The sequence below is a fragment of the Aeromonas aquatilis genome (assembly GCF_054052405.1).
Map to the genome: position 1 here is coordinate 73387 of NZ_JBSTYP010000012.1, position 19431 is coordinate 92817.

13 protein-coding genes, 2 tRNA genes and 2 pseudogenes are annotated in these 19431 nt (G+C 60.6%); 8 read left to right on the forward strand and 9 right to left on the reverse strand.

Going from position 1 to position 19431, the window contains the following annotated elements; genetic code table 11:
* Positions 1 to 51: 51 nt before the first annotated feature.
* Together ACW5W8_RS06595 and ACW5W8_RS06600 are read right to left on the reverse strand one after the other, a co-directional pair.
* Positions 52 to 128: transfer RNA gene (locus ACW5W8_RS06595), tRNA-Met, on the reverse strand.
* Between the two features lie 95 nt (positions 129 to 223).
* Positions 224 to 300, reverse strand: a tRNA-Met gene (locus ACW5W8_RS06600).
* Between the two features lie 194 nt (positions 301 to 494).
* Here ACW5W8_RS06600 and glgX point away from each other — a divergent pair.
* Positions 495 to 2558 carry a glycogen debranching protein GlgX gene (gene glgX, locus ACW5W8_RS06605; protein WP_498626981.1) on the forward strand — a complete coding sequence of 688 codons (2064 nt, stop codon included), beginning with the start codon at positions 495 to 497 and terminating at the stop codon, positions 2556 to 2558.
* A gap of 109 nt (positions 2559 to 2667) precedes the next feature.
* On the opposite strand, the gene ACW5W8_RS06610 is transcribed toward glgX, so the two are convergent.
* The 3 genes and pseudogenes from ACW5W8_RS06610 to ACW5W8_RS06620 all read right to left on the reverse strand — a co-directional run.
* Positions 2668 to 3387 carry an HI_1241 family integral membrane domain gene (locus ACW5W8_RS06610; RefSeq protein WP_498626983.1) on the reverse strand — a complete coding sequence of 240 codons (720 nt, stop codon included), beginning with the start codon at positions 3385 to 3387 and terminating at the stop codon, positions 2668 to 2670.
* Between the two features lie 199 nt (positions 3388 to 3586).
* Positions 3587 to 5224: an ATP-dependent endonuclease gene (locus ACW5W8_RS06615; RefSeq protein ID WP_069555949.1), complete on the reverse strand. Its 1638-nt coding sequence runs from the start codon at positions 5222 to 5224 to the stop codon at positions 3587 to 3589.
* Between the two features lie 262 nt (positions 5225 to 5486).
* Positions 5487 to 5918: pseudogene (locus ACW5W8_RS06620) on the reverse strand (helix-turn-helix domain-containing protein); the annotation flags it as partial.
* Positions 5919 to 6059: 141 nt separating this feature from the next.
* Between ACW5W8_RS06620 and ACW5W8_RS06625 the strand changes: the two are divergent.
* Positions 6060 to 6374: pseudogene (locus ACW5W8_RS06625) on the forward strand (EamA family transporter); the annotation flags it as partial.
* A 69-nt stretch (positions 6375 to 6443) separates the two neighbouring features.
* The gene (locus ACW5W8_RS06630; protein ID WP_498626985.1) at positions 6444 to 7310 is read left to right on the forward strand and encodes a LysR family transcriptional regulator; all 867 of its coding nucleotides are present in this window, start codon (positions 6444 to 6446) and stop codon (positions 7308 to 7310) included.
* Between the two features lie 76 nt (positions 7311 to 7386).
* Here the strand turns inward: ACW5W8_RS06630 and ACW5W8_RS06635 are convergent, their stop codons facing one another.
* The 4 genes from ACW5W8_RS06635 to ACW5W8_RS06650 form a co-directional block, all read right to left on the reverse strand.
* Positions 7387 to 8163, reverse strand: coding sequence for a TSUP family transporter (locus ACW5W8_RS06635; protein ID WP_498626986.1), 777 nt, complete (start codon positions 8161 to 8163; stop codon positions 7387 to 7389).
* 203 nt (positions 8164 to 8366) lie between these two features.
* Positions 8367 to 9122: a tRNA-uridine aminocarboxypropyltransferase gene (locus ACW5W8_RS06640; RefSeq protein ID WP_498626987.1), complete on the reverse strand. Its 756-nt coding sequence runs from the start codon at positions 9120 to 9122 to the stop codon at positions 8367 to 8369.
* Between the two features lie 174 nt (positions 9123 to 9296).
* Complete coding sequence (locus tag ACW5W8_RS06645) at positions 9297 to 10508, reverse strand: ROK family protein (protein WP_498626988.1); 1212 nt, start codon at positions 10506 to 10508, stop codon at positions 9297 to 9299.
* Between the two features lie 132 nt (positions 10509 to 10640).
* Positions 10641 to 12308, reverse strand: a complete 1668-nt coding sequence (locus ACW5W8_RS06650) for a methyl-accepting chemotaxis protein (protein WP_498627006.1) — start codon at positions 12306 to 12308, stop codon at positions 10641 to 10643.
* Between the two features lie 125 nt (positions 12309 to 12433).
* Here ACW5W8_RS06650 and ACW5W8_RS06655 point away from each other — a divergent pair, with 125 nt between their 5' ends.
* From ACW5W8_RS06655 to nrfA, 5 genes are all read left to right on the forward strand, one after another.
* Positions 12434 to 12889: a YchJ family protein gene (locus ACW5W8_RS06655; RefSeq protein ID WP_498626990.1), complete on the forward strand. Its 456-nt coding sequence runs from the start codon at positions 12434 to 12436 to the stop codon at positions 12887 to 12889.
* Positions 12890 to 13131: 242 nt separating this feature from the next.
* Entirely contained in the window at positions 13132 to 14805 is a 1674-nt protein-coding gene (gene glpA / locus ACW5W8_RS06660) for an anaerobic glycerol-3-phosphate dehydrogenase subunit A (RefSeq protein ID WP_498626991.1), read from the forward strand.
* On the forward strand, positions 14795 to 16060 hold the full coding sequence (gene glpB / locus ACW5W8_RS06665; RefSeq protein WP_498626992.1) for a glycerol-3-phosphate dehydrogenase subunit GlpB: 1266 nt from the start codon (positions 14795 to 14797) through the stop codon (positions 16058 to 16060). The genes glpA and glpB overlap by 11 nt, the downstream gene beginning before the upstream one ends.
* Before the next feature lie 51 nt (positions 16061 to 16111).
* Complete coding sequence (gene glpC, locus ACW5W8_RS06670; protein ID WP_498626994.1) at positions 16112 to 17314, forward strand: anaerobic glycerol-3-phosphate dehydrogenase subunit GlpC; 1203 nt, start codon at positions 16112 to 16114, stop codon at positions 17312 to 17314.
* A 623-nt stretch (positions 17315 to 17937) separates the two neighbouring features.
* Complete coding sequence (gene nrfA / locus ACW5W8_RS06675) at positions 17938 to 19383, forward strand: ammonia-forming nitrite reductase cytochrome c552 subunit (RefSeq protein WP_498626995.1); 1446 nt, start codon at positions 17938 to 17940, stop codon at positions 19381 to 19383.
* The last annotated feature ends 48 nt before the right edge of the window (positions 19384 to 19431 follow it).

Genomic DNA, 19431 nt, shown 5'->3' on the forward strand with positions numbered 1-19431 from the left:
GGCGTTTGTCTGCTTTCGACTGTTTACACAATCGCATGCTGACGAAAAAGTTGGTTGCGGGGGCCGGATTTGAACCGACGACCTTCGGGTTATGAGCCCGACGAGCTACCGAGCTGCTCCACCCCGCGTCCGAATTTTTTCTCGAAGTGGCCGAGCAGTAGCCAGTTCGATTTCTCCTTTCCCACCAACCGGTTACACCGGTTTGACTGGTCAGGATTTCAGATGGTTGCGGGGGCCAGATTTGAACTGACGACCTTCGGGTTATGAGCCCGACGAGCTACCGAGCTGCTCCACCCCGCGTCTGAGGTCGCCAATAATAGGCGCCAGCGCACAGATTGCAAGTAAATATCTCAAAAAAAGTTTATTCGTAGATTAATCAGACAAAGAGTGCGGCTATTAGCAGCATCGTGCTGTTTTTTCAGGCAATCAGTCCGTACTGAGCATCCGCCACTACACTCAATGACGTGAACACTCTTTATCTGGGTAGGTAAAATATGCGCATCTCCGCCGGTCACTGCCGTCAGTTGGGGGCCACACCCGACAGTAACGGCGTCAACTTCGCGATCTGGGCTCGTCTCGCCAGCCGGGTTGAACTGCTGCTCTTTGCAAGCGCAGAAGATGCGACCCCAGAGGTGATCACCCTCTCCCCGCGCCTTAACCGCACCGCCTACTACTGGCATATCCATATTGAGGGCCTGCCGGTCGGGCAGCGTTATGCCTACCGCGTTCATGGTCCTTGGCGCCCCTATTGCGGCACGCGTTTCGATGGTGAAAAGGTGCTGCTCGACCCCTACGGCCGCCAGATTGAGCTTGGACCCAACTTTGATCGTCAGGCGGCGGCTCGACCCGGCAGCAATCTTGCAAATTGTGCCAAAAACCGGGTGGTCGATATCCGTCACTATGACTGGGAAGATGACAAACTCCCGGCACACTCCCTCTCTCGCTCGGTGATCTACGAGCTCCATTTGGGCGGATTTACCAACTCGCCTGACTCAGGGGTCGATCCGGCGCTGCGAGGCACCTATCTGGGGTTGATTGAGAAGATCCCTTACCTGCAATCTCTTGGTGTCACCGCTGTCGAATTATTGCCCGTGTTCCAGTTTGATCCCCAGGATGCCGCTAAGGGGCTCTCCAACTACTGGGGGTACAGTCCCATCTCCTTCTTCGCCCCCCATGCCGAGTATGCCTGTGGCGATGATCCATTAACCGAGTTTCGTGACATGGTCAAAGCTCTGCACCGGGCCAATATCGAGGTGATCCTCGATGTGGTCTACAACCATACCGCCGAGGGGGGAGAAGACGGGCCGACCTTTTCGTTTCGGGGTATCGACAACGAGGCGTACTACATCCTCGACAACAACCAGAAAGACACCAACTACTCGGGTTGTGGCAATACCTTCAACGGTGCCCACCCGGTGGTGCTGCGCATGATCATGGACAGCTTGCACTTCTGGCGTCAGGAGATGCATGTCGATGGGTTCCGCTTCGACCTTGCCGCCATCCTGTCACGAGATGAATCCGGCCAGCCCCAGGCCAATGCGCCTACCCTGCGCACCATAGACACCGATCCCAAGATCGCCGACATCAAGCTGATTGCCGAAGCGTGGGATGCGGGGGGACTGTATCAGGTTGGCTCACTCGCCGGTGCCCGCTGGCGTGAGTGGAACGGCCAGTTTCGCGACGACGTGCGCCGCTTCCTGCGCGGAGATGACAACAGCGTTACGGCGTTTGTCGAGCGGCTGTGCGGCAGCCCTGACATCTATCACTACCACCATGCCGACCCGGAGAAAAGTATCAACTTTGTCACCTGCCACGATGGTTTCACCCTGTGGGATTGGACCAGCTACAACCACAAACATAACGAAGCCAATGGCGAACAAAACCGCGATGGGTGCGATCACAACTTCAGTTGGAATCACGGCCATGAGGGGGAGACAGACGACCCCGAGATCAATGCCCTGCGTATGCGACAAGCCAAGAACATGATGGTGGCAACCCTGCTCTCGGTTGGCTCCCCCATGCTGCTCATGGGGGATGAGCTACTGCGTACCCAGCATGGCAACAATAATGGTTATTGTCAGGACAATGCCACCTGCTGGATGGATTGGCGGCCCACGAGTCGCAGTCAGGAGATGTTCCGGTTTATGAAGGAGCTGATCCAGTATCGCAAACATCTGTTCCATCGATCCGAGCAAGAGAGCATGCCCCTGTCGCTCACCGAGATCCTGCGCCACAGCGAGATCTGCTGGCACGGTGTCAACGCCATGCAACCGGATTTCAGCCCCCACTCCCACGCCATCGCCATGTCGGCGCTGTCGAGCGAAACCAGGCTGGCGCTCTATGTGCTGTTCAACGCCTACTGGGAGCCCCTCACCTTCAACCTGCCGAGCCCGCCAAAGGGGGTCGGCGGCTACTGGCGGCGGATCCTCGATACCGCCCTCCCCTCGCCGCAAGATATCTGCACCTTCGGCATGCCGCTGGAGGGGCTGACCCGCGAATATCTTGCCCAGCCGCGCAGCAGTTGCCTCTTTATCTGCGGGGCCGACGATTTCTATTGATCGAGAGCTGCTGCTTGATTGCTGCTAATGGATTGCTGCGATTCCAGCAAACCAGATATGGAAAAGCCCCGAGTGTTGGCTCGGGGCTTTCTCTATTTCAGCGCCAGTGTCAGATCAGCTGGTGCAACACACTGGTAGCAGCAATCTGGGCGATCAGCAGGCCACACAGGGAGGTAGAGACCACCACAGGCGCGGTATCACGCTGCAAATAGAGCGGGCTGAACCAGAGCAGCAGAGAGGCCACCAGCAGCGTGGCCTGGGTCAACACCGCCGGGATCAGGGCATCGAGATTGGCCTCACCCCCTTGCCAGCCCACCAGCACGGCCAGCCAGACAAGGCTGGCCATCGCCCCCACCAGACCGGCCAGCGGCAACAGGGTGTTGAATGCCTTGAGACGATGACGGGCCCGCAGCAGCATCAGGTGGGCAAAGGCCGCCCCCAGCATCGCCATCTGCAGCAGACCGCTCACCCAGCCCTGCAGTTGCAGCAGCCCGAAGCCATAGAGAGCGAGCGGCAACGCCGGTAGCCAGAGCAGCGTTGAGGGGACTGAACGCTTGCCCTCCAGCCGTGACTGGGCCAGCGACAAGCCAACCCCGAGCACCAGTGCGGCCCCACCACTCCAGATGAGCCAGCTGGCCGCCTTGGCCTCTACCGCCAGCATCAGGGAGAGCGCGGTAATGACCCAGATGGAGAAGAGCTGCTGAGTGATGCGCGAGCGCTGGCCAGGGCAAATATCACCGCGCCACAGCACGATACCTAGGGCGATCAGGGCGCCAAGCGCCATCAATCCGGTGAGAGGAAAGAGCCAAAAAGGGAGTTGGACGAACACGACGCCTCCAGCAGTAAAGATTCGAGGTGCGCCACCGGGGCGCCAGAGAGGGGGCGAGTATACCCAAACCGGCGGCTATCCCCAATCGCGACAAACAATCGTGGGCAAACAATCCGGGGCAATTTGCTGCCAGCAGAGCCCACCTTGAGGGGCGCCCTGCTGGCAGCCATATCCATAGTGACGGGATGCAGCGCTGGCTTTAGCCCTGACCGCGGGCCAGCGCCACCACCCGGGCAAACATCTGGCGGATCACCGGCGGAATATGTTCGGCGCCGAGCCGCTCCGCCTCTTCCACCACCGCCAGCGCCATTCCCGGCTTGCTGCGGTGATGAATAGCCTTATTGATAATGTGACTGGCGCTCCACATGGCGCGCCCGCCCACCCCAGCCTCGCGGCGAAACACAGCTTCAAAACCGTTGTGATAGAGGTAGTGCTCGATGTCGGCGGCAGGGAGCTGGGTCAGTCGGTCCCGCTCCCGCTCTCCCTTGAGCTGGCCCCGGGCCGAGGTGGCATACTTGAGCCCCGCCTCGTCGCCATCGGTCAGCAGGTGCCACTCGATGCCAAAATCCCGCGCCACCTTGATCAGCGGCGACTGGCCGCACTGGGCAAACTCGATGATCCGCACCCCCTCGGCCCGCAGACTGTAACCGCAGATCTGCGCCAGCTCGGAGAGCAGCCAGATCTCGGTCTCCCCCTCCACCAGCAGCCAGCAACGGGCAAACAGCGACATGGGGCGGTTAATCCGCACGTGGAAGGCGATCTTGCGCAGATCGTCGCTGCTGTAACGCTCCCCCCCCAGCTGGTGACAGAGGATATCCTGCTGACGACGCACCAGCCGCCGCACCTGATTGAGCGGCAGGGAGGAGAGCAAGTCCCCCGAGTTGGTGGTGAGCAGCTTCTGACCCGGCAGTTGTTCCAGCAGCCCCCACGCCAGCGCCAGCATGGTTGGGTGCAGCCGGCTCTCCGGGTCCTCCAGGATCATGATGGGACGGGCCCCCTCCTCCAGCTCGCGGTTGCCCCGCGCTTGCAGCAGGGTAGCCGCCATCCCCGCCATCGCCAGCTGCAGCGCGCGGTTATCGGCGCGGCGCAGCAGGGTATGCAGGTTGCCAGGATTGCGCAACGTCATGGGGCGATTGATGATGTCGCGCTGACTGCGCGGCTTGTTCTTGATGGGGGCCAGAGCGTTGAAGTAGTGATCCATCAGCTGGCGCACCGCCTGCAGCGCCTCTTTGAGCTCCGGCTCACCGATCCGCTGGGGTTCGTCGATCAGCTTGTCCGCCAGCTCGCTCAGGCGATGTTCGGAGAGATCTCCCCACTGCAATGTCTCCACCCCGTTGCGAGCGGTACGGGCGTCCCGCAGCCGGAACACCGGGTTCATGGTGATGAGCAGGCAGACCAGCTCGTGGGTATTGGCGATGGGCAAGCTCTTGCCTACCCCGTCGAGAAAGTCGTGAATGGTGAGCACAGAGCCATCCGCCTGCAGCTCAGCGCTGGCGCGATAGTGAATGCGGTGAAATTTGTCCTTGTGCAGCACCCAGGAGGGGCAAAGACGGGCCAGCCGACGGGAGTGCTGACACATCTGGGGTCTGTGCTCACTGAAGGTGAGCACCAGTTGCAGGTGGCGCGCCGGGGCCAATTCGGGATCTTCCGGTTGGTGAAAATCCTCGGCGGTGAACTGATAGGGCTCGGCATCCTGCCCCAGCAGACACCAGAGGGCGCGCAGCAGGCTCGATTTACCCCAGGTATTCTCACCGATCAGCACTGTGGTCTGATCCAGCCCGAGCGACAGGCGATTTATACCGCGAAAACCTTTGACTTCAATACGTTCCAGAAACATCCAGCCATGTCCACATCATTGTGATGGGGCAATAGTGGCAAAGTTACCGGAAAAATCCTATCGCAGGCGGGGCTTTTTCAACGTGAACTGTGAGGCACTGCAGGTTCGGGAGGGGTAACGACAGCGGTGCGATCTTGCGGGGCATTCCAGTGGCTGAACCAGAGATGACGGGTACGGATTTGACGTTTGCGATAATTCAATGGGCATTCCTTTCAATGGATTAGTGGTAGAGAGTACACCTCTTTTACCCAAAGTCTCAGGGTTATCTGTGACGAGAAGATGACAATTGCGCCCGCCACTGCCCCGGCGTCAAACCAAACGCCTCACGAAAACGATTACCGAAATGGGCCTGGGAAGAGAAGCCACACTGACTGGCGATGCTGGCCAGCGGCTCGGGGCCAGCCAACAGCTGCTTGGCCCGTTTGAGCCGCAGCCCCAGCAGATAGCGGTGGGGCGGGCAACCGAGACTCTGGCCGAACATGCGGGCGAAGTGGTACTCGCTCAGCCCCGCCTGCTGGGCCAGCTCTGCCAGCGTGACCGAATCGGCCAGATGGGCCTGCAGATACTCCTGCACCCGTTTGATCACCACGGGCGCCAGCCCGCCGCGCAGAGGCGGCAGACCAGGAGCCTCCTCGGTGTGGTAGCGATAGGCGTGGAGGATCAACATCCAGGCGCCGTGGGAAAGCGCCAGCCGGGCGCCGGTGCTGACCAGAGCATCAAATACCCCTGCTGTTTTCATTCGCCCCTGCCGCCTGTTCCGGTGTACGTATTATGCCGCTGCCATCCATCTTACCGACCGCGACCGCAGATGACAGCGCAGGGCGATGAAAAACCGCAAGATGGTGCGGTGCCGACCGATGGCCACTATCTGGCGGCCATGGTCTACCTCGCCCTGTTTGGCTCGGTGATCGCCTTTACCGCCTACCTGACGCTGGTGGGGCGCATCGGTGCCAGCAAGGCCTCCTACGCCACCGTGCTCTTTCCGCTGGTGGCGCTTACCCTCTCCACCTTTTACGAAGGTTTTGTCTGGCAGCCGGTCTCGGTGGCCGGTGTGATGATCAGCCTCATCGGCAATCTGGTGATCTTCGCTCCGCCCTTAAGCGAGTGGCGCATTCGACCGGCCAAGGCAGCAAACGACCCTTGCTCCTGAGCCAGTCAGCCCCTAAGGTAGCGCTGATCAATCTGTGACGAGCCTGATGGCGATAAACAAGGAGGCGAAATGTTACTGGAAGGGCTGGAGACGCTGAGCCTGCTGGCGAGCGAAGGGACCATGGCCAAGGTGGCCAGTCGCCTCTATATCAGCCAGTCGGCGGTAAGCAAGCGGATTGCCCAGCTGGAACAGCGCCTTGGCAAGAAGCTGATCGAGCCTGAGGGGCGCCAGATCCGGCTCACCCCGCAGGCACACGAGCTGCTGGGGCGAGTTGCCCCGAGTCTGGCCGAAATGAAGGGGGTGCTTGCCGATAGCCAGGATCTGGCGGATCAGAGTCCCCTCCCCATCGCCTGCTCCGAAACCCTGCTGGCGGGTTATCTCGCCCACTTTATGCGCGACTATCTGGAGCGCGATCCCCACCTTGCCCTCTCCACCCACCACACGCCGGTCATTCTGGCGCGGGTGCGCAGCGGTGATGCCCTGCTCGGCATCTGCGCCGGTCGGCTCCCGCCCGGCCATGGCCTCGACGCAGACCTGCTACTGGAAGAGCCCTTCTATCTGGTGGGCGAGGCGCAGCAGAGCCTGCCGCCAGCCAGCGCAGAAAGCAGGTGCAAGATCCTCACCATGGATCTGGAGAACCCCTCCAACCGCTACCTGCGCGAACCGCTGGCAGAGATGGGGCTGGAGCCTGCCATGGAGCTCGACTCCTATCTGGCGCTCATCGAGCTCGCCAAGGCGGGCATTGGCCCTGTGCTGCTACCCGCTGGCCTGCTGGGGCTGGTGGGAGAACAGGGGGAGATGGCGCGCCCACTGCCCGGGCTGGGCCGTCCCCTGCATCTGGTCTACCGGCCAAACAGCCTAAAACGAGAGCGGATTGCCAGGCTGGTGAGCGCCTTGCACCAACACTTTCGCCACCGCAGCGACACGCCGCGCTAGCTCTGTAAAACCGCAGATATGACAACGGGGCCCAAGGGCCCCGTAAAAGTCAGATGTGTCGCACACTCACCGCGACTCAGATCCAGGCAAACAGCTCCGGATACTGGCTCCACACCAGCTTGGCAGACATCAGCAGGGAGACGGTTACCAGCAGCGGCTTGATCAGCTTCACCCCTTGCTTGAGCACCATTTTGGAGCCGAAGCGGGCGCCGACAAACTGCCCCAGCGCCATGCAAAAACCGACGCTCCACACCACCTTGCCACCGAGGGCGAAAAACAGCAGGGAGGCGATGTTGGAGGTGAAGTTGAGCAGCTTGGTATGGGCGGTGGCCCGTGCCATGCCAAAGCCCGCCAGCGCCACAAATCCGATGGCAAAGAATGAACCGGTACCCGGCCCGAAGAAGCCGTCATAAAAGCCGACCCCGCCCCCCACCAGCAGCGCAAACAGCATGGGGGTCAGGCGGCGGGAGCTCTCGGCATCGCTTACCCGCGGCGAGAAGTAGAAGTAGCAGGCAAAAGCCATCAGCAGGAAAGGGAGCAGGCGCTCGAGAATGGCGGCGTCTATGGTCTGCACCGCCAGCGTGCCGATGGCCGCACCGATAAAGGTGCAGATCACCGCAGACCAGATCATGGCCCACTCCAGCAGCCCTTTGCGGGCATAAAACCAGGTGGCGGAGAAGGAGCCGAAACTGCTCTGCAACTTGTTGGTGCCGAGCACCAGCGCGGGCGGCATGCCGGTGGCGAGCAACGCTGGCACCGTCAGCAGACCGCCGCCACCGGCGATGGCATCAATAAAGCCGGCGACAAGCGCCACACCAAACAGGGCAAACAGGGTAACCAGTTCCAATTCCATCCATAGACCTCACGAGAGTGGGTTGCCCGAAGGGTCGAGCAACCGGAGCTAACCAAAACGACGTTGTGCGGGGGGCTGCACAGGCTGTCCGCTATCCTAGCGAGCCACTGACCATGAATCTAACGAAACAGTGGCAGCCAATTGATTCCTGATTTTCATTAATTTGAGCAGCCACACCCCTGGCCCAACCCTCAGAGGGCCCGTTACAGCGCGGGTGACGGGGCTTCCGCTTCCTTGATGGCCGCCAGCGCCTCGCAGAGATGATCCTCATCGGCACCGGGGAAACGGCTGACCCGACCGGCCATGTAGCGGCTGCTGAACAGATTGAACCAGTGTTGCAGTGCCTGCCCCGCCTTGAGCTCCCCCGCCACCTCCAGCACGCAGGCCGCCACTTCGGCGGTGCAGAGATGCTCATCGCAGTTGGCCACTCGCATGCCGTAGGTGGAGAGCGCATCGGGCTTGATGGCGAGCACCGGAAAACCGTCGAGATAGGGGCTCTTGTTGAACATCTTGCGCGCCTCGGGCCAGGTGCCGTCGAGCAGGATAAAGAGCGGCTTCTTGCCCGGTGCCAGCGTCACCTCGCCGGTAAGGCGGGCAGGCTCCTTCTCGCAGGCGGGAAAGACCACATAGGGCTGCCAGGCAGGATCGGCCAGCAGGGCCAGCAGCTCGGGATGGGGCTGGGTGCGCGACCAGAGAAAGGCCCAGGTGGTGTCCGGCAACACATCGGCGATCAGGCGACCGGTGTTGGAGGGCTTCATCGGCTCGCTGTCATACATCAGCAGGCAGAAACCGGCCTCGGCTTTGAGCTCGGGGCGCCACTCGCAGGCACACCAGTCCTCGCGCAGCTGACAGGCCGGACAGCGGGCCAGAGTGCCGCCACGGGCAAGAAACGGTCGGGTAGAGATACTCTTGCGCCAGGCCCGCAGGCGGTTGACGGCGTGATCAGGAACAGGCTTCATCTAGGTTCACAACTGGAGTCAAAACAGGAACGGCAACGGTACCAACATGTCACGGCGCCAGAGCGCCCGATAACAGGGGGGCTGCCGGAAAAGCGCAAGATTGTACCGAGTTACACGCTGGCGGAACAGCAATCCCTGCCCCTTTCGCCAGACACAGTGCCAAACCCCGTGCCCTTACGACCCTTGACAGCCGCGCAGCAGCTCCAGCAACAGGCTGCCATCGCGCAGTGCCTTATGCACCTGCACCGAGGTAGGCTTGGTAGGATCTTCGTAGAAGTGGGTGGATTCAATCTGTAGCCGCACCAGATATTCGGCGGGCAATTGGCTCGCCAGCGACTGGTGCAGCATGGGGAACAGCAGCCGATCGGCGCGGGTGATCTCGCCCCCCAGCAGCAACTTGCCCGGATTGAGCAGGCAGATGAGGTTGGAGAGCACCTTGGAGAGGCGGCCCGCCGCCTGATGGAGAATATCCTGACAGAGGCTGTTACCCGCCAGCGCCAGCTCGCACAACTCGCGAATGCTGACGCTCTCGGGCAAGTCGTGTTCCTGCATCCGCTCGCGCAGATCCCGGTATTGCGCCTCCAGCGCCTGATTGGTCACCAGGGTGCAGGCACAGCCAAAGCCGCCGCAGTAGCAGCGCTGGCCATAGGGTTCGAGCTGCAGGTGGCTGAGATCCCCGAGCAGCGCATTCTCGCTCTCGATGAGCTGACCATTGACCACCATGCCGACCCCGATGTCGTTGTGGACAAACACCAGCACCGCATCGGCACAGTTTTTGGCCGCCCCCCACTCACGCTCAGCCTGGATCCAGGTGCGCACGTCGCCACTCACCAGCACCGGCACATCGAACGCCTCCAGCAGTGTGGGCCCCAGCGGCCAGTTGCGCAGATCGTAGAAGGGGAAGTGCTTGACCATGCCGGAGTGGCGCTCTACCTGACCTGGCAAGCAGAGGGCGATACAGGCCAGACTGAGGGACTTTTTCGGCAGAAACACCTTGATGGCGTGCACCAGACTGCCCAGCAGATCGGCGCGTTCAACCTCGGTAAAGAGGTGGCGCTGGCGGGCAAGCGAGCGACCGGAGAAGTCAAACAGCGCCATATCTACATAGCCACGGCCAAGACGCATGGAGAGAAACTGGAAGCGGCGCTCGTTGATGCGCAGCAGGGTCTGACGACGGCCACGCCCCACCGAACTTTCGCCACAGGTCACCACCAGACCGCCATCAAGCAGCTCACGGGTGATCTTGGTGATGCTGGCAGGCGAGAGGCCGGTCAGGCGGGAGAGATCGGTGCGCGACAGCTCCTTGTGCTCTTCCAGGCTGGCATAGACCAGGCCGTAGTTGAGCTGCCGGATCAAATCGATACTACCTTTCACGATCTCATTCATAGGGTATGGGGCAAAAGCTGAAAAAAAGAGGCTGGCAATTTTCACACATTATTGGTCAATCCCCAAATAAAGTGCGGCCTGAACCGGGGTTCAGACCGCATCTTGTGGTTGTCATCACGCGTCCAGGCGGGATCAATAGCGGAACTGGGAGACCAGTTTGCGCAGCTTGTCTCCGGTGCTGGCCAGATCGCGGGTGGTGCTGTTGGACTCCACCGACGCATCGGTCAGCTCGCTGACGATCTGCTGAATGGCCACCAGGTTCTTGTTGATCTCCTCCGATACCGCATGCTGCTCCTCGGCGGCAGTCGCTATCTGGATATTCATGTCGTTGATGGTACTGACCGCCATCACCATGCTGTCGAGGGAGCTGGCGATGTGGCTCGCCTCCTGCACCGTCTCCTGGCTACGCTCCTCGCTGGCCTGCATCACATCCACCGCCTGCTTCACCCCACCCTGCAGACGTTGCAACATCTCGTTGATTTCCTTGGTGCTCTGCTGGGTACGGCCGGCCAGCGAACGCACTTCGTCCGCTACCACCGCAAAGCCGCGTCCCTGCTCACCGGCACGGGCCGCCTCGATGGCAGCGTTCAACGCCAGCAGGTTGGTCTGCTCGGCAATGCCGCGAATGACCTCCACCACCGAGCCAATCTTGGCGGTCTCTTGCGCCAGCTGTTCTATAACGCCAGAGGCGGTATGCACCTCCCCCACCAGCCGGTTGATACTGTTAATCGCCCCACTGACCACACCGCGAGCAGCATCAGACTCCCTGGCCGCATCGCTGGTGGCGCTGGCAGCATTGGAGGCACTGGCCGCCACCTCCTGCGCGGTGGAGCTCATCTCGGTCACGGCGGTGACCACCTGATCTGTCTCCCGACTGTGTCCCTGCATCTGGTGATCATAGTGCTCACTCAGATGATGCAGTTTCTCGACCGCGCTGAACAGATGATTGCTGGTATCCCCAACTTGACTCACCACCGACTGGATCCGCTCGACAAAGCGGTTGAAAGCGCTGGCCAATTGACCAATCTCATCCTGGCTCTGCACTCTGAGGCGCTGGGTCAGATCACCCTCACCGTCTGCGATATCATTGAGCGCTGACACGGCGTCCGCCAGTGGCTTGGTCACCCGGTTACCCACCACCACGGTCACCACCAGAGTGACACCGAGCATCAACAGGATCACCAGCACGCTGCGCTGCAGCGACTCATACATGTTGCTCTCTCGCTCCTCACGCAAGGTCGCCAGCTCGTTATCAATGTCGTCGATGTAAAAACCGGTACCGATCACCCACTGATACTTGTCGAGCATGATATTGAAGGAGAGTTTGGGTGCATCGCGGCCGATGGAGGGTTTGGCAGTCCAGTATTCGGTAAAGCCATCCCGCTGTTTTGCGGTTTGTACTATGTCCTGGATCAGCAATTTGCCCTTGGTATCTTTATCCTGCCAACGGTTTTTCCCCTCTAGCGAGGGATTGGTGCCATGCATGATCTGCACCCCGTTCAGGTCAAACATGAAAAAATAGCCATCGCTGCCATAACGTAGGGGTCTGAGGATATCCTTTACCCTCTCGCGGTTTTCCGGTGAGTCTGGTTGCGCGTACACCTTATCAATGGCCGATTTCGCCATCATGATATAGCTGCTGAGCAACTCCTTGCGCTCCTTGATAGCCTTCTCTTTCGCCACCACCAGATACTCCTCCAAATCGCTTCTGGATACCATGTAGTTGCTGAGATTAACCACTAGGGCCATCAAGAGTACGGGGACTGAACCCAGTAACAGGATTTTCTGCTTTAGCGTCATCATTCACATCCTTGCATCAGCTTTTTATTGGTTTGACTCATCCAATCAACAGTATAGAAGCTGGTCGTTAGCCCCTGGCTTTCGTTACAATTCCATTAAATCAAATCGGCCATTTAGCGAAAAACATGACTCTTTGCCTTTGCGGTTCCCATCTTTCTCTTGAATTGTGCTGCGGATCACTTCACCGCGGCGCTCCAGCCCTGACGCCCGAGCAACTGATGCGTTCACGCTATAGCGCGTTTGTGCTTGGTCTGGGGGAGTATCTGGTCCATAGCTGGCATCCGGCTTACCTTGGCGACCTCACCGCCGAAGAGCTCTCTCGCATCGACACCCGCTGGGATGGTCTCGAGATCATCGCCAGCCAGGGCAGCCCGGAGGATGAAACCGGGATGGTGGAGTTCAAAGCCTGGTTTCTGGAGGGAGATGAGCGCCACTGCCTCCATGAGCGCTCCCACTTCGTGCGTTATCAGGGGCGCTGGGTCTACACCCAAGGGGAGATCGATCCCCTGCCGCTCAAAACCGGCCGCAACGATCCCTGCCCCTGTGGCAGCGGCAAAAAGCACAAGAAGTGCTGCGGCTGACGCATCACACACCCACCAGACTCGGCAAACAGTGACAAGGGGCATCCAATGCCCCTTTTTTGTGCCTGTTATTCGACACCAGCCCACAAACCGATGCGATAACAAGCGTGACAAATGTCACATATTGCTCATTAACGCGCGAGCAAATGAGCGTTTGCGAGCGCAAATTTGGCCCATATCAAACATTCCCACTCAGAAGTAGGCCACACTGGCCTCATCTGGAAGAGATGAGACGGGCAACAATGAAAAGAATAACTACACAAGTCGTCATCATAGGCGGCGGTGCCACAGGGGCCGGCATCATGCGCGATTGCGCACTGCGCGGCATCGACTGCATCCTGCTCGAGCGCGATGATATCGCCGCTGGCACCACCGGCCGCAACCACGGCCTGCTCCACTCCGGTGCCCGCTACGCGGTGACGGATCAGGAGTCCGCCCGCGAATGCATCCAGGAAAACCGCATCCTCAAGCGGATTGCCAGCCACTGTGTCGAAGACTCGGGCGGCCTCTTCCTCACCCTGCCGGAAGATGACATCAATTTCCAAACCACCTTTATGGATGCCTGCGCCCTGGCCGGTATCGAAACCCGCCAGCTCGATCCCGGTGAAGCGTTGCGTATGGAGCCCAACGCCAACCCGGCGATGATCGGCGCCATCCATGTGCCGGATGGCACGGTCGACCCGTTCCGCCTCGCCGCCGCCAACGTGCTGGACGCCAAAGAGCATGGCGCGCGCATCTTTACCCACAGCAAGGTGCTGGGTCTGCTGCGCACTCAGGATCGGGTGCACGGGGTCAAGGCGATCAATACCCGCACCGGCGAAGCGTTCGAGGTGGAGTGTCAGGAGGTGATCAACGCCGCCGGCATCTGGGGCCAGCAAATTTGCGAATACGCCGATCTCGGCATCCGCATGTTCCCGGCCAAGGGCTCCCTGCTCATCATGGATTACCGAATCAACCAGCTGGTGCTCAACCGCGCCCGCAAACCGGCAGATGCCGACATCCTGGTGCCGGGGGATACCATCTCCCTCATCGGCACCACCTCCAGCCGCATCGATTACAACAAGATTGACCAGCTCACCGTCGAGCCCGACGAGGTCGAAGTGCTGCTGCGCGAGGGGATCAAGCTCGCTCCCATCATGGCCCGCACCCGTCTGCTGCGCGCCTACGCCGGGGTACGCCCGCTGGTGGCGGTGGACGGTGACGACACCGGCCGCAACATCAGCCGCGGCATCGTGCTGCTGGATCACGCCGAGCGCGACGGTCTCAAGGGCTTCAACACCATCACGGGCGGCAAGCTGATGACCTACCGCCTGATGGCGGAGTGGGCCACCGATCTGCTGGCCAAGAAACTCGGCAACAGCAACCCCTGCCAGACCGCCGAACTGAGCCTGCCCGGCTCGCGGGATCCGGAAAAGGTCTCCGCCCCCGGCCTCTCGGTGCCGGTCGAAGGCTCAGCCCAATACCGCCACGGCGAGCGGGTCATCGCCTTCTTCCGTGACAACCCCAAAGCCAACGCCCTGATCTGCGAGTGCGAAATGGTCACCGCAGGCGAAATCGAATACGCCCTGCGCGAGCTGGATGTGGACAACCTCATCGATCTGCGCCGCCGCACCCGTCTGGGAATGGGGCCCTGTCAGGGCGAGCTATGCGCCTATCGCGCTGCCGGTCTGATGCAGGAGTACGGCAAGGCTGACGGTCGTCAGGCCTGCGTCATGCTGCGCCAGTTCCTGGAAGAGCGTTACAAGGGCACCCGCCCGGTGCTGTGGGGCGATGCCCTGCGCGAGGCCGAGTTCACCTACTGGATCTACGAAGGGCTGTTTGGCCTGGGGGAATGGACGGCGCCACAACTGGTTGCCGATATCCCACGCGGCTCAACCAGCGAGACCACTCACAAGGAGAGCCGTCATGAAGTTTGACAATATCGTTATCGGCGGTGGCATGGCGGGACTCTCGGCCGCCCTGCGGCTGGTGGAGGCGGGCCAGAAGACCCTGCTGATGGCATCCGGCCAGAGTGCCCTGCACTTCTCCTCCGGCTCGGTAGATCTGCTCGAAAGCGAGGGAGATCCCCGCGCCGCCCTGCCCGCCTTTATGGCTGCCCATCCGGATCACCCCTACAGCAAAGTCGGAATGCAGAATATCGAAGCGAGTCTGGCCGATCTGCAGCGCCACTGCGCCGAGCAGGGGCTGCCGCTGGTTCGCTGCGAGACCAATCACCAGCGCCTGACTCCCATCGGCACCCTCAAGCGCACCTGGCTCTCCCCCGATACTTGCGCCTGTGTCACCGATGCGCCGATCCCGGACGTGCTGCTGCTGGCCACCCTCGAGGGCTTTCGCGACTTTCACCCGGCACTGGCGGCGGCCAATCTGGCGACCCATCCGCGCTTCGCCCACTGCCGCATTCTGACCGGCGAAATCCGCCTGCCACAGCTGGCCGAATTCAGCCGCAATCCCCACGAGTTTCGCTCAGCCGACATCGCGCGCCTGTGTGACAAGCATCATCTGGTGGCCGATCTGGCCCGCGAGATCAGCCGCATGGTGCAGGAGAGCGGTGTACCCGGCTGCCGCCATATCGTGCTGCCCGCCTGCCTGTCGCTGGGGCTGGTAGGCCCGCGTCTGGCGGAGCTGGAGCAGCGTACCGGCTGCACCATCAAGGAGGTAGCCACCATGCCGCCATCACTGATCGGGATGCGGATGCAGGAGGCGCTCAAGCGCCGCTTTATGGCCCTTGGTGGCACCTTCCTCACCAGCGAGCGGGTGCTGGGCGCCCGTTACGAAGGTGACCGGGTGGTCGGCGTACATACCCAGAATGGCGATGATCAGCTGTTCGAGGCGGACAACTTCGTGCTCGCCTCCGGCAGCTTCTTCAGCCGCGGGCTGGAATCCCGTCTGCGTGGCATTCGCGAGCCCATCTTCGATGCCGATGTGCTGAGTCTGGAGGAACGTGACGCCTGGGCCGGTCGCCGCCTGTTCGATCACCACCCTTTCATGGGCTTCGGGGTCAAGACCGACGACAAGCTCAGAGTGCTGCGTGGCGGCAAGCCGCTCACCAACCTCTATGGCGCGGGCAGTGTCTTGGCCCATTACGACCCAATTCGTGAAGGTTCCGGCTCCGGCGTTGCCGTTGCCACCGGCTGGCAGGCTGCCGGCCATATTCTGGGCGCGGCCCAATGATTACTACGTCCCATATCCCGTGTCTTCATCATCGCCGGGAGGAGAACTGACATGCTACTGGATCACGCCAACCAAACTTTCGATCAGTGCATCAAATGCACCGTCTGTACCGCCTACTGCCCGGTGGCCAAGGCCAACCCCGCCTACCCCGGCCCGAAACAGGCGGGCCCGGATGGCGAGCGGCTGCGGATCAAGAGCCCGGAGCTGTTCGATAGCGCCCTCAAGCACTGCACCAACTGCAAACGCTGCGAAGTAGCCTGCCCAAGCGGAGTGCGCATCGGCGATATCATCGCCAAGGCCAAGCATCAGTACAGCGGCTTCAAACCGGGGATCCGCGAGTTCGTGCTCTCCCACACCGATCTGATGGGCAGCATGTCTACCCTGATGGCCCCGGTGGTCAACTTCACCACGGGCCTCAAGCCGATGAAGCTGGTGCTGGACAAGGCGCTGGGGGTCTCATCCCATCGCGACCTGCCCAAATACTCCCAGGGCACTTTCCGCGGCTGGTACAAAAAGCAGAAGGCGACCCAGGCCAGTTATAAGCGCCAGATCGCCTACTTCCACGGCTGCTATGTCAACTACAACCACCCGCAGCTTGGCAAGGAGCTGGTGCAGGTGCTCAACGCCATGAACATCGGCGTGCAGTTGCTGGAGCGGGAGAAGTGCTGCGGCGTGCCGCTGATTGCCAACGGTTTTATGGACAAGGCCAAGCAGCAGGCGGCCTTCAACATCAAGCAGATGGAGAACTCCCTGCTCGGCAACGAGATGCCGCTGCTGGCCACCTCCTCCACCTGCGGTTTTACCCTGCGCGATGAATACCCCCACCTGCTGGAGCAGGACAACCACAAGGTGCGGGATCGCATCTCGCTGGTGACCCGCTTCCTGTGGAACGAGTTCTACAAGGGCAACAAACCGGCGATGAAGCCGCTCAATCTGCACATCGCCTACCACACCCCCTGCCACATGGAGAAGATGGGGGGCGTCATCTACACCCTCGAATTGCTGCGCGCCATTCCCGGGGTCAAGGTGACGGTACTGGAGTCCCAGTGCTGCGGCATCGCCGGTACCTACGGCTTCAAGTCGGAGAACTACCAGACCAGCCAGACCATCGGCGAGGGGCTGTTTGATCAGATCAACCGCCTCTCCCCCGATCTGGTGATCACCGACTGCGAGACCTGCAAATGGCAGATCGAGATGAGCACCAGCTTCCGCTGTGAACATCCGATCCACCTGCTGGCCCGGGCGTTGGCATAAGATGAGCGTGACCATATCCGCTGGTGTAAACCCCGAAGCCGGGGTATTCGTTGGTTCACCACCATGCCTTTGGGGCTGCAACCCAAACAGTATCTGATCCCGATAAGACCTGAGAGGAGCCGGCATTGCCGGCTTCTCTCATTGATGTTGCCGACCATCTCGCCCATCGGCGGAACGCCCGGCCCGTACAGACTGTAACCGACAGCCCTCTCAAAAAAGAATATTTATTCATTTATTATTTTTATACCCATAAATAGATAATTGATATGACAGATAACCCTGCATGCCTTGCCAAATAACACAGGCATACCTCAGGTGTCGCTCCGTCCCGCCACAGAGACTCATTACACTTCCAATATTCTGACTTTCTTAATAATTTAACCGGGATCTCATTTCTGTCTGTTGGTGCTCTCGGTAATTGATCTAGCGCAAGCCCCCCTCTGATAAATCATCATTCTTTTTACCAATTTGGTAATATCCAACTCGAGCAATCGCATAAAAATATGGGTTTTATTCACTAATAACAATGAAGCGGCCTGCCTGCTCCTGCTTGGCGGAGGCGAACCAATGCCCACATCCAGGATGGAACTGTCAGGTCTGGCAATGAGATCGATTAGGGAGTGATGATCGTGAGTTCACGCAACAGACAGATCAAACTGGGCCTCACCGCCCTGTTGCTGACCAGCTGGCTTGGCACCAGCGGCTGGGTACAGGCCGCCGAAGAGGCGCAAACCAAAGAAAAAGTAGAAGCACGCAATGAGCTGTTCGCCAAGGATCATGCCGATCAGTTCAAAAGCTGGCAGGCTACCCGCGAGAGCGAAGAGCTCGGCGACGCCCTGGCCGAAGACCCCAACATGGTGGTGCTGTGGGGGGGATACCCCTTTGCCAAGGATTACAACAAACCCCGCGGTCACTTCTATGCGCTGACCGATGTGCGTGAGACCCTGCGCACCGGCGCACCGAAAACCGCCGAAGATGGCCCCCTGCCCATGGCCTGCTGGAGCTGCAAGAGCCCGGACGTTGCCCGCGTTATCGAGGAGCAAGGTGAAGATGGCTACTTCAAGGGGATGTGGGCAAAAGGTGGACCGGAAATCGTCAACACCATCGGCTGCGCTGACTGCCACGACACCGCCTCGAAAGAGTTCAAGGAGGGCAAACCTGCCCTGCACCTCTCCCGTCCCTATGCCAGCCGCGCCATGGACGCCATCGGCAAGCCGTTCAAGGAGCAGGGGCGCTTTGATCAGCAGTCCCAGGTGTGCGGCCAGTGCCACGTGGAGTACTACTTCAGCGGCCCCACCAAGGCGGTGAAATTCCCCTGGGACAAGGGCACCACAGTGGAGCAGATGGAAGCCTATTACGATGAAATCGGCTTTGCCGACTGGACTCATGCCCTCTCCAAAACCCCCATGCTGAAAGCCCAGCACCCCGAGTACGAAACCTGGCGCGCCGGCATTCACGGCCAAAACAACGTCGCCTGTGTCGACTGCCACATGCCCAAGGTGCAAAACGAGCAGGGCAAGGTCTACACGGATCACAAGGTGGGGAACCCCTTCGATCGTTTCGAGCAGACCTGCCGCAACTGCCATACCCAGAGCAAGGAGATGCTGCAAGGGATCGTCAAGCAGCGCAAAGAGGCGGTGATCGAAACCAAGCTGAAGGTCGAGAAGCAGCTGGTACACGCCCACTTTGAAGCCAAGGCGGCCTGGGATGCCGGCGCCACCGAGGCCGAGATGAAGGATATTCTGCAGGACATCCGCCACGCCCAGTGGCGCTGGGACTACGCCATCGCCTCCCACGGGGTGCAGATGCACGCTCCCGAAGTGGCCCTCAAGGTACTTGGCAGCGCGCTGGATAAAGCCGCTGACGCCCGCACCAAGCTGGCGCGCCTGTTGGCCAGCAAGGGGATCAGCCACGAAATCGCCATCCCCGACATCTCCACCAAGGAGAAAGCGCAAGCGGCCCTTGGCATGGATATGAAGCAGTTCAACAGCGACAAAGCGCAGTTCCTCAAGACCACGGTCCCCGCCTGGGATGCCGAGGCCAAAGCGGCCGGACGGCTGGCACAGTAACGGCGCCTGCGGGCCCGGCGCCAAGTCGGGCCCGCAGCGGATGGAGGC

Coding starts and splice junctions, on each gene's coding strand:
- glpB (WP_498626992.1), top strand. CDS start 14,795: ATGAAGTTTGACAATATCGTTATCGGCGGTGGCATGGCGGGACTCTCG.
- ACW5W8_RS06630 (WP_498626985.1), top strand. CDS start 6,444: ATGTTACTGGAAGGGCTGGAGACGCTGAGCCTGCTGGCGAGCGAAGGG.
- ACW5W8_RS06640 (WP_498626987.1), bottom strand. CDS start 9,122: ATGAAGCCTGTTCCTGATCACGCCGTCAACCGCCTGCGGGCCTGGCGC.
- ACW5W8_RS06645 (WP_498626988.1), bottom strand. CDS start 10,508: ATGAATGAGATCGTGAAAGGTAGTATCGATTTGATCCGGCAGCTCAAC.
- glpA (WP_498626991.1), top strand. CDS start 13,132: ATGAAAAGAATAACTACACAAGTCGTCATCATAGGCGGCGGTGCCACA.
- nrfA (WP_498626995.1), top strand. CDS start 17,938: ATGATCGTGAGTTCACGCAACAGACAGATCAAACTGGGCCTCACCGCC.
- ACW5W8_RS06650 (WP_498627006.1), bottom strand. CDS start 12,308: ATGACGCTAAAGCAGAAAATCCTGTTACTGGGTTCAGTCCCCGTACTC.
- ACW5W8_RS06615 (WP_069555949.1), bottom strand. CDS start 5,224: ATGTTTCTGGAACGTATTGAAGTCAAAGGTTTTCGCGGTATAAATCGC.
- glgX (WP_498626981.1), top strand. CDS start 495: ATGCGCATCTCCGCCGGTCACTGCCGTCAGTTGGGGGCCACACCCGAC.
- glpC (WP_498626994.1), top strand. CDS start 16,112: ATGCTACTGGATCACGCCAACCAAACTTTCGATCAGTGCATCAAATGC.
- ACW5W8_RS06655 (WP_498626990.1), top strand. CDS start 12,434: ATGACTCTTTGCCTTTGCGGTTCCCATCTTTCTCTTGAATTGTGCTGC.
- ACW5W8_RS06635 (WP_498626986.1), bottom strand. CDS start 8,163: ATGGAATTGGAACTGGTTACCCTGTTTGCCCTGTTTGGTGTGGCGCTT.